Here is a 10,022-nt window from a genome sequence, read left to right on the forward strand (position 1 = left end):
CGATGCCACGGGCAATGCAAAGAACGTATCGGCTATCACGATCAGGCCACGATCAGGCCGGCGGCTGTCCCGGCGTGCCGTCCAGGATCCGGAGCTTGTCGGTCATATCGGGAAAGTTGTGACCCGCCGCGCGAAGCTCGCTCACGAGCCGGTGTGCAACCGCCCTGCAGTGAGCCAGCGTCTCATGCAAGCGGGGCTCTGCCTGCAGGCCGGTCACCGCCTTCTCCAATTCAGCCGGAGACTCGCTCAGCAGAGCGGGCACCACTTCCTCCGGTGGTATCAGGGAGCCGTGGCTCAACAATTGTGCGGTCCAGTCGCATCCGAACAGCAGTGCACGCCGCTGGGCTTTGCGCGCTTCGTCCTGATCGAGCGTGGCGAGGCTGTGCCGGTTCTTCTGAATCTCAGCGCGCCACGTCGCGAGGACGTCCGCACGCAACGCCGCTATCGCGTCGCCGAGCGACGCGTTCTGCCCGGCCGCCACGAGGCGACGCTCATCGAGTCTGTCGAGATGGTCCAGATAGTTTTCGAGGTACGGCTGCCAGTTCAACGGCAGCGCCGGCTTCTCGAAGAACGCGCGGCTGACTTCATTGAGTTCGTTGCGAATATCCTGAAGCGCCTGGTTGTCGGCAAGACGCGCTTCATGAACGTCGTGGGCCGTCACCATCTGCCGGTGCAGCGGAAAGAGCGGATTGCTGTGGCGGCGTTGCAGATGCCGTTCAGCCGCGCCCGGACGGCTGCTCCATTTCCAGTTGGGCAGCGATTTCGCGTCGAATTCGACCGCCTCTATCATCGGCCGGAAAACCGCTAGCGCTTCCTCCGTGGCATGGCGAAAGCAGTCTGCCAGCTTGTAGTCATTGCCTTGCAGGGGGACGTCCGCATTCCCCGCATAAGGCGAGTCGGGCCTCAGCCTGAGGGCGCCGGTGGCCAGAAAGAATTCCATCGGGAGTTCCACGGACAGGCCTTCCTGCCTGAACGTGCGCTGCTCGCCGGAAATGGCCTCGACGGAATGCGCGAGGCGGTTCTCGAAGTCGAGGAGCTCATCAATGGCGTCCCCTGACGACGGCTGCGCCGCATCGGCAAGCAGGCAAAAACTTTCGCGTGTCATCCTCGCCGCGATGGTGCCGTGCTTCTCGGCAAACAGCCAGAACCACAGGGCGAGCTGGTAGCCCTTGACCCCGTTTTGGGCGGTCGCTTCGACCTCGGGCGCGAACGCAATGCCGGGCGCGGCCCAGCGCGCGAACGGCGGGGTTCCCGCGCCCTGGTACATGCCCAGCAGTTGCCGTAACGACTCGTGCGTATCGGTGGGCCAGTTGCGCGCCTCCTCGGGGCGCTTCTCTGTTTTCCAGAACCTCCAGTCCATTCTCTACCTCGCAAGAGAGCAAGCGTATTGGTGCAACGCGCTGCGAGGGATACTTGCACACTCCGCCGAGGGCGTAAACCGGTGATGTCCTTCGTTGCCCGCTGTGTCCCCAATGGAATGGCAGAACCGATAGCCCGCTGCCTTCTGCGCGGCAAGGGTTGTGCTACAGCTTCGAATTCGTGACCTGGCTGTGCGACGGCCGCGGCGTGGCTCGACGCGCAACCGACGCAGGCGATTGCGCTATGAGTATTTACCCACGCCCGCATTGCCCTGTTTGTGTCGCAAGAATCTGCGCAGCACCCACGCGGCCGCAAGCCCCGGAAAGAGCACGGCGAACGGTGGCGCCAGCACGAACGCTGCATCGCGACCGATGGGTGCATACGAGGTCTTGAGATCGTCCTCGGCAAACTGCCAGTGAAGCTGGTCCGCGACTTCCCTCGCGCTGACGTTGCGCGGCACCCCTTCAATCCGCTCGCCATCTCCGAGGCTCAACGTCAGCGAGCCGTCGCTGGCGGTCTGGATGGCGATATCGAGGCGCGAGTCTTGCCCAGGCGGACTGGCGGCGCACTTCCCTGGAGGCGGCGACTCGACCGCGCTCCCGGCATCGTCATGACCGAGACAGTCGAGCTGGTTCTGGACGGCCCGTTGAATCTCAATCGCGCTGGGCGTTAGCGGGGCGGTGAAATAGTGAGGCACCACGACCCATAGCGTGCCGACGATCCAAAACAGTGTAGCCACGGCCCAAAGGCGCAGCAGCGCGCGTCCCCATGCGATTCGTCCTGGCATTGGTCTGTCTCCTGGCTCCATTGCCGCCGCGCCCGCCGTCGATTAGCCGTCGCCCAGCGCAATGCGTCCAGGATGGCATAGCTACCAGGGACGAAAAATTCCGTCCTCTTTCGCACACTCATTCCTGCAACGAGCAACTACAGTTTAGGTGTTGGGGACAATCCTGCACGCTTGACCGGCCGTCGTCTGATCGCTGTCCCACGGTGTAAACGCCATGAAAAATCTCGTCAGCGCGCTAGTGCTCGCCTCTGCGCCGTTCGTCGCGTGGGCCGATCCGCCATTCCTCTATTCACACAGCGCAATTGTCTACGACGTCGGGCGCGGCCAGGTCCTGCTGGAAAAGAACGCCGACGACGTCCAGCCGATCGCCTCGCTCACCAAGCTGATGACGGCGATGATCGTGCTGGACAGCGGCCAGTCGTTGGGAGACACGGTGAGCGTCGACGATGACGACATCGATCGGCTCAAGCACTCGGGCTCGCGCATCCCGATCGGCGCGTCGCTCGAACGGGGCGAGATGCTGCGCCTGGCGCTGATGGCGTCCGAGAACCGCGCGGCGTCCGCGCTCTCGCGTGCGTTTCCGGGCGGCCAGCCGGCGTTCGTCGAGAAGATGAACCAAAAGGCGCGCGCGCTGCATATGGCCGATACGCATTTCGACGATCCGACCGGCCTCTCGCCGGACGATCGCTCGAGCGCACGCGACGTCGTGAAGATGGTGGCGGCCGCGTCGCACTATCCCTTGATCAGCGAATACACGACGCTGCCGCGCTACGAAGAGGAGATCGGCACGAGGACGAGGTTCTATCACAACACCGACCCGATAGTGCGCTCAGCCGATTGGGACGTGCTGGTCGCCAAGACTGGCTATATTCGCGAGGCGGGGCGCTGCATCGTAGTCGATGCCTACATGCCGAACGGGCAGGTGATGATTGCGCTGCTCGGCTCGCAAACATCGTGGGGGCGCTCGACCGATCTCGTCACGATACGGCGCTGGTTGAACGGCGACGAAACACCGGTTGTCGCGCCGCCGCACTATTACGCCAGCACCCGGCTGCATCATCACCATGCGTTGCTCGCGCATTCGCATCGCGTCAAGGTGCGGCTCGCCTCATACCGGACAGGCTCGGCAGCCAGCGTGCACCGGCAGACCGTCAAGCACCATGCCGGCAAGCGGGAACACCATACGCCTGTTGCCGCCTGAGCTGAACCTGGGGAGGCATTGTGACCACTACCCCGACACCCGGCGCGAACCCTGGCGCCGAGCCCGCGCGTAGCGGCCTGAGCATCGACGCGCTGCGGCGCGGCGTGCTCGACAATCTGGTCTGCCTGCAGGCCCGCACGCCGGGCATTGCGACGCCGCAAGACTGGTACATGGCGCTGGCCTATAGCGTGCGTGACCGCATGCTGGCGCGCTGGGCCGCGACGATCCAGACCTATGCAGCACGCGATTTGCGCGTGGCGTGCTATCTCTCCGCCGAGTTCCTGATCGGACCGCAACTGGGCAACAATCTCATCAATCTCGGGATCGAGGACAACGCGCGCGCCGCCATGCGCGCGCTCGGCCAGGATCTCGACGAACTTCTCGCGCTCGAGGAAGAGCCGGGGCTCGGAAATGGCGGCCTCGGCAGGCTCGCGGCCTGTTATCTGGATTCGCTCGCGACGCTCGAAATTCCGTCCGTGGGCTACGGCATTCGCTATGAGTTCGGCATCTTCAATCAGGTCATCCGCGATGGCTGGCAGGTCGAAGTCACCGACCTCTGGCTGCAAAACGGCAATCCCTGGGAGATCGTGCGCCCGAACGTGAACTACTACGTCTCGTTCGGCGGGCGTACCGAAATGTGGCACGACGAGCAAGGCCGCCTTCGCGTGCGCTGGCTGCCCGCGCGCATGGTCAAGGGCGTGGCGTGCGATACGCCCATGCCCGGCTTTCGGGTCAATACCTGCAACACGCTGCGCCTGTGGAAGAGCGAGGCGATCGAGTCCTTCGACCTGCAGGACTTCAATGCTGGCGACTATTACCAGGCCGTGCAGGAAAAGGTGATCTCCGAAACGCTGTCCAAGGTCTTGTATCCGAATGACGAGCCCGAAGCCGGCAAGCGCTTGCGCCTCGCACAGCAGTACTTCTTCGTCTCGTGCTCGCTGCAGGACATGCTGCGTCTGCTCGATCTCAAGGGCGAACCCGTTGCGCGTTTCGCCGACATGTTCACCGCGCAATTGAACGATACGCATCCGGCCATCGCCGTTGCGGAACTGATGCGCCTGCTCGTGGACGAGCGGCTGCTCCCCTGGGACGAGGCATGGGACATCACGCGCCGCACGCTCGCGTATACGAACCATACGCTCCTGCCTGAAGCGCTGGAGACGTGGGGGCTGCCGCTTTTTAGCCGGTTGCTGCCGCGTCCGCTCGAGATCATCTACGAGATCAACCGCCGCTTTATCGACGAGGTGCGGCAGACATTTCCCGGCGACGAAGCGCGTGTGGCGCGCATGTCGATCATCGACGAGGACGGCGAGAAGAAAGTGCGCATGGCCCATTTGTCGACCGTCGGCTGCCACGCGGTGAACGGTGTGGCCGCGCTGCATTCCGCGCTCCTCACGCAGACCGTGCTGCGCGACTTCGCGCAGATGTGGCCCGAACGTTTCCACAACGTCACGAACGGCGTCACGCCGCGCCGCTTTATTCTGCTCGGCAATCCGGGCCTTGCCCGGCTGCTTGACGAAACGGTGGGCGAGGGCTGGGTCACCGACCTCACGCGGCTGCGGAAGCTCGAGGCGCATGCCGGCGATCCGGCGTTTCTGGAACAGTGGCGTGCGGTCAAGCGTGCGAACAAAGCGGTGCTGGCGGAGCGCATCCGCCACGTCACGAATGTCATCGTGGATCCCGACACGCTGTTCGATATTCAGGTCAAGCGTATTCACGAGTACAAGCGACAGCATCTGAACGCGCTTTATATCATCACGCTTTACCAGCGTCTGCGCCGCAATCTCGAGCAGGGCAGCGCGCCGCGCTGTTTTATCTTCGGCGGAAAGGCGGCACCAGGCTACGCCATGGCGAAACTGATGATCCGGCTGATCACGGGCATCGCCGAGGTCGTGAACAACGATCCCGTCACCGAGGGCAGGCTCAAGGTCGTGTTCTATCCCGACTTCAATGTCAAGAACGCGCAATTCATCTATCCCGCCGCGGATCTCTCCGAGCAGATTTCAACGGCCGGCAAGGAAGCGTCCGGCACCGGCAACATGAAATTCATGATGAACGGCGCGCTCACGATCGGCACGCTGGATGGCGCCAATGTCGAGATCCGCGAAGAAGTGGGTGACGAAAATTTTTTTCTGTTCGGCCTGACCGCACAACAGGTGGAACGCATCAAACGCGAAGGCTATCGGCCCGCGCATTATGTCGAAGGCAATGCGGAACTGCGCGAGGTGTTGGACCTGATTGTCGGCGGGCACTTCTCGCGCGGCGACTCGCAGGTGTTTCGTCCGCTCGTCGAGAACCTGCTGCACGCCGATCCCTTCCTCGTGCTCGCCGATTACGCCGACTATGTGGCGTGTCAGGAGCGCGTGAGCGAGGCCTGGAAAGACGCGGCGCGCTGGACGCGCATGTCGATTCTCAACACGGCGCGCTCGGGGAAGTTCTCGTCGGATCGCGCGATTGGCGAATACTGCGAACGGATCTGGAACATCGCTCCCGTCAGCATTGGCCTTGATCGCGAAACCGCATAGCGACGCGGCTAGCGACACTGCCGCAGCGATGCTCGCTGGGCGGCAAGCGAGCGCTCGCCGCTTGATGCCTTCACGCGGGAAGCGCTTCTATGCCGAACCACGTGGGCACGCACGCCATCGCCTGATCGAGACTCTGAAGCATCGTCATGCTCACGCCGATGACCTCTTGCGTCGGCGGCTTCAGGTCGGGCACCGTTACGACGCGTATCCCCGCGCGATGTGCGGCAAGCACGCCGTTCTCACTATCTTCAAACGCCAGGCAATCGCCCGGCGATTTGCGCAGACGCGAAGCCGCCAGCTCATAGACGGCCGGATCGGGCTTGCCACGGGCGACTTCATCGCCCCCTGCAATCGCATCGAAGAAGTCGAGCACGCCAACGCGTGCAAGCCGCGCCCGAATCTCCTGCCCGCCCGATGACGACGCTACCGCGCAGGGGATGCCGGCATTGGCCAGCGCGCTCAGCAGGCCATGGACGCCCGTCTTCAGTGGGTACACCGGTGGATTCGTTGGAGAGTGCAAGCGCTCCCGAACGCGCACAAGCGCTTCCTGAAAGAGCGGCTCGGCGCCGATCATCGTGGCTAGCATCGCGTGGCACTCAGGCAGCGACCTGCCGATGATCTCGGCATAGTCGACAGGGCGGATCTGTACCCCAATTTCTTGCGCGACGGCGATCCACGTGTTCATGATCGTTCGCTCCGAATCGATCAGTAACCCGTCCATGTCGAAGATTGCCGCAGAGAACATATTCAAAGAATCCGAAGTGCTTGAGTCAGCTGCCACTATAGCCGCACGGTGGCGCGCCATGTGGTCAATTACGACGGAAATCTGCCTTGCCGCGCAACTTGTCGGGTATGTCGACGCGGAGCAAACGGTCGAGTTTGGCGGAGCATTGCAGATAGCGACGACGGCAAACCGAGCTGATGCCGGTTTCCCTGGCCCGCGCGGCGCATCGCGAAAGCCAGATGGGCGGCGAGCGATGCATCCCTGACGTAGACGATCGGCAAGGGGAGCAGCATGGCCTTTTGAGCGTGCTTGCGATTTTGCATCGTTTCCTCGACGTGTCCCTGGCGAACGGGACAACGCGCGCTTGAAGGCGTCAGTCGTTGCCGGCGCCACGTTCTGGGGCGCTCGCCAGGTGCTCGGCGAGGATCGCCGACACGCCGAGAAATGCCGGGTATTCGGCGGTGATGACATAGGTGGGCACGTTCGCGAGCCAGGCGTCGAAGCGGCCCTTGGCCTCGAAGCGCTGGCGGAACGACGAGCGCATGAATAGCTCGCCGAGTTTCGGTACGACCCCGCCGCCGAGATAAATGCCGCCCTGCGCGATGAGCGTCACCGCGAGGTTGCCCGCGAAGCTGCCGAGCATGCCGCAGAAGCATTCGACGGTTTCTGCCGCGAGCGCCTCGCCGTCGTGCGCGCGCTTGACGATTTCGGCCGGGTCGATGGTCGCGGCCAGCTTTTTCTCGTCGCGCGCGGCGAGCGCGCGATAGATCAGCTCGATGCCGGGGCCCGCGCACACGCGTTCGAACGACACGTGCGGCCACTTTTTGCGCGCGAACTGCAGCACGATGTCCTCGCGCTCGTCTTGCGGCGAGAAGCTCGCGTGGCCGCCTTCGCTGGCGAGCGCGATCCAGCGGTCGCCTGAGGGAATCAGGCCCGAGACGCCGAGGCCCGTGCCCGGCCCGAGCAGGCCGATCACGCTGTTCTGGCGGCGCTGGCCGCCGCCCACCTGGGTGCGCTGCGTGTCGGTCAGGCCCGGCAGCGCCATGGCGAGCGCGGTGAAGTCGTTCACGACCCGCAGCGTGTCGAAGCCGAGGGCGCGGCGCGTGGCCTCGATCGAAAAGGTCCAGTCGTGATTGGTCATGCGCACCTGGTCGCCGTCGACGGGGTTCGCGATGGCGATGGCCGCGTGGTTCACGCGGACGACCTTTGTGTCCTGAAGGTACTGCTGGAGGACCTGGGCGACGCCCGGATAGCCGGCGCACGGATACACGCGCACCTGGCCGATCTCGCCCGGGCCCGTCTCCAGCGCGAAGCGTGCATTGGTTCCGCCGATGTCGGCGAGCAGCCGTGGTCCGTCGGCGTGCGGGCCCGCGCCAGGGGCGGGATTGTCAGGTGCATCAGTAGACATCGAGTCTCACTCCTTCGTCGTTCGCCAGCCATGAGATGGCGTTGTCCCGTTCAATCCCCTTCTTCGAGGCGGCAGGTGCCGCGCAGCCTTGATGGGTGCGTAGTGAAAGGAAAAATAAGATTGACACTGTGATGTAGTTTAACTACAGTCGAGCGCCATGAACAGGACCGAGGCGAAGAAAAGCTGAGCGATGCCGCTCACCCGACCATTCGCCCCCCAGGAGACAAGACTGTGGCCGACATGATTTCAAGCAGCGCGCGCGCTGGCAGCCGCCGCCCGGCAATGGCGCGCAGCTACAAGACCCCGCTGGTTATTCTGACCTCACTGTTTTTCATGTGGGGTTTCATTACTTCGCTCAACGACATCCTGATTCCGCATCTGCGCGCCGTCTTTACGCTCAGTTATGTGCAGTCGATGTTGATTCAGTTCTGCTTCTTCGGCGCCTACCTGATCATGTCGTTCCCCGCGGGTTTCCTGGTCGAACGGCTGGGATACAAGGCGGGCATCATCCTCGGCCTGTCCACGGCGGGAACCGGCTGCCTGCTGTTCTACCCGGCCGCGGAACACGTGTCGTATCCGTTCTTTCTGGGCGCGCTGTTCGTGCTCGCCTCGGGCATCACGCTGCTGCAAGTGGCGGCCAATCCCTATGTCGCGATCCTCGGGGCGCCTGAACTGGCATCGAGCCGCCTCAACCTGACCCAGGCCTTCAATTCGCTGGGCACGGCTCTCGCGCCGTTTTTCGGCTCGGCGCTGATTCTCTCGGTGGCCATCAAGACATCCGAGGAATTGCAGAGGCTGAAACCCGCGGAACTGGCGTCCTATGGGCTCTCGCAGGCCAGCGCCGTGCAAGCCCCCTATATCGCGCTTGCTGTGGTGTTCTACGTGCTGGCTTTCGCGATCGCGATGGTGAAACTGCCGAAGATCGCCGAGCCCGAAGCGCCGGCTGAGGTGTCCGAGGCCCATGGCGTCTATCGTGCCCACACGAACGTCTGGGGGTATCGGCACCTGGTGCTGGGCGCGCTCGGCATCTTCCTGTACGTGGGTGCCGAGGTCAGTATCGGCAGCTTCCTTGTGAACTTCATGGGACAGCCGCAGATTGCTGGCCTGCGTGAGGAAATGGCTGCCCGATATCTGTCGCTCTACTGGGGCGGAGCGATGGTGGGGCGCTTCGTCGGCTCGGCATTGCTGAGCCGGATACGCCCCGGCTATTTGCTGGCCTTCAACGCGGTCGTGGTCGGCGCGCTGCTCGTGATCGCCATGCTGGCATCGGGCGCGATGGCGATGTGGGCCGTGCTCGCGATTGGCCTGTTCAATTCGATCATGTTCCCGACGATCTTCACGCTCGCGATCGACGGGCTGGGCAAGCATACGGGTGAAGGCTCGGGGATCCTGTGCATGGCGATCGTGGGTGGTGCGATCGTCCCGCTCATCCAGGGCTTCATGGCTGACCACATCGGCATACAGCTTTCGTTCTGCGTGCCGGTCGTGTGCTACCTGTATATCGCCTGGTTCGGGCTGAAAGGTCACTACGCCGATTTTGCGGCCCGGTGAGCGTCAGGAGGCCCTCAGGTGAGCGGAACGCGCGGCGTGCTCAAGCCGCTCCCCGCGCGAGTGGGCCGCAGGTGGCGATCAAGGGTTCAATTAAACCCTCACGAGCAACGGCATCCCGCGCGAGGAGGACCTCGCCCGCAACAGGAATGGTACGTCCCACCCACGCGCCAGGGATTCGTCGAACAGGGGCAAGATCGCTCAACTGGCGCCCTCAGGCGGCGCGAACCCGAGCGGCCTTGCGCGAGAGCGCGCGCGGCGCCGCGGTCGAGCCGCGAATCACCGGCTCCGGCGCCAGCGTGATGCGCAGCGGCGCGGCGCTGGACGTGGCGATCCCATTCATCTGGCGGCGCTGCGCGCCGTGGGACATAACCCAAACCGGGGGGCACGCGTATTCGTAGGACTCCAACGTATTCACTTTGCAGTACTACCGCATATTCGTCAGGCAATACGGTCGGTTTTCTTGCATA

7 protein-coding genes and 1 pseudogene are annotated in these 10,022 nt (G+C 63.7%); 3 read left to right on the plus strand and 5 right to left on the minus strand.

Annotated elements, in window-relative coordinates:
- Positions 1–52 precede the first annotated feature (52 nt).
- Positions 53–1,267, minus strand: a complete 1,215-nt coding sequence (locus BO1_RS25410; RefSeq protein WP_245643904.1) for a tryptophan leader peptide — start codon at positions 1,265–1,267, stop codon at positions 53–55.
- A gap of 333 nt (positions 1,268–1,600) precedes the next feature.
- Positions 1,601–2,146, minus strand: coding sequence for a hypothetical protein (locus BO1_RS25415; protein ID WP_028219952.1), 546 nt, complete (start codon positions 2,144–2,146; stop codon positions 1,601–1,603).
- Positions 2,147–2,360: 214 nt separating this feature from the next.
- On the opposite strand from BO1_RS25415, the gene BO1_RS52740 reads away from it, so the two are divergent.
- Together BO1_RS52740 and BO1_RS25425 are read left to right on the plus strand one after the other, a co-directional pair.
- Positions 2,361–3,347: a D-alanyl-D-alanine carboxypeptidase family protein gene (locus tag BO1_RS52740; RefSeq protein WP_084688185.1), complete on the plus strand. Its 987-nt coding sequence runs from the start codon at positions 2,361–2,363 to the stop codon at positions 3,345–3,347.
- Between the two features lie 20 nt (positions 3,348–3,367).
- Positions 3,368–5,872 (plus strand): glycogen/starch/alpha-glucan phosphorylase, encoded by a 2,505-nt coding sequence (locus tag BO1_RS25425; RefSeq protein WP_028219953.1) that lies wholly within the window; start codon positions 3,368–3,370, stop codon positions 5,870–5,872.
- Positions 5,873–5,942: 70 nt separating this feature from the next.
- Here BO1_RS25425 and BO1_RS25430 read toward each other — a convergent pair whose 3' ends face one another.
- Positions 5,943–6,617, minus strand: coding sequence for an HAD family hydrolase (locus BO1_RS25430; RefSeq protein WP_028219955.1), 675 nt, complete (start codon positions 6,615–6,617; stop codon positions 5,943–5,945).
- Between the two features lie 382 nt (positions 6,618–6,999).
- Positions 7,000–8,004: pseudogene (locus BO1_RS52745) on the minus strand (glucokinase); the annotation flags it as partial.
- A 240-nt stretch (positions 8,005–8,244) separates the two neighbouring features.
- On the opposite strand from BO1_RS52745, the gene fucP reads away from it, so the two are divergent.
- Positions 8,245–9,555: an L-fucose:H+ symporter permease gene (gene fucP / locus BO1_RS25440; protein WP_043286453.1), complete on the plus strand. Its 1,311-nt coding sequence runs from the start codon at positions 8,245–8,247 to the stop codon at positions 9,553–9,555.
- 211 nt (positions 9,556–9,766) lie between these two features.
- Here the strand turns inward: fucP and BO1_RS61790 are convergent, their stop codons facing one another.
- On the minus strand, positions 9,767–9,895 hold the full coding sequence (locus tag BO1_RS61790; protein ID WP_281179200.1) for a hypothetical protein: 129 nt from the start codon (positions 9,893–9,895) through the stop codon (positions 9,767–9,769).
- Positions 9,896–10,022 lie beyond the last annotated feature (127 nt).

This window comes from Paraburkholderia oxyphila NBRC 105797, assembly GCF_000685075.1.
Lineage (GTDB): Bacteria > Pseudomonadota > Gammaproteobacteria > Burkholderiales > Burkholderiaceae > Paraburkholderia > Paraburkholderia oxyphila.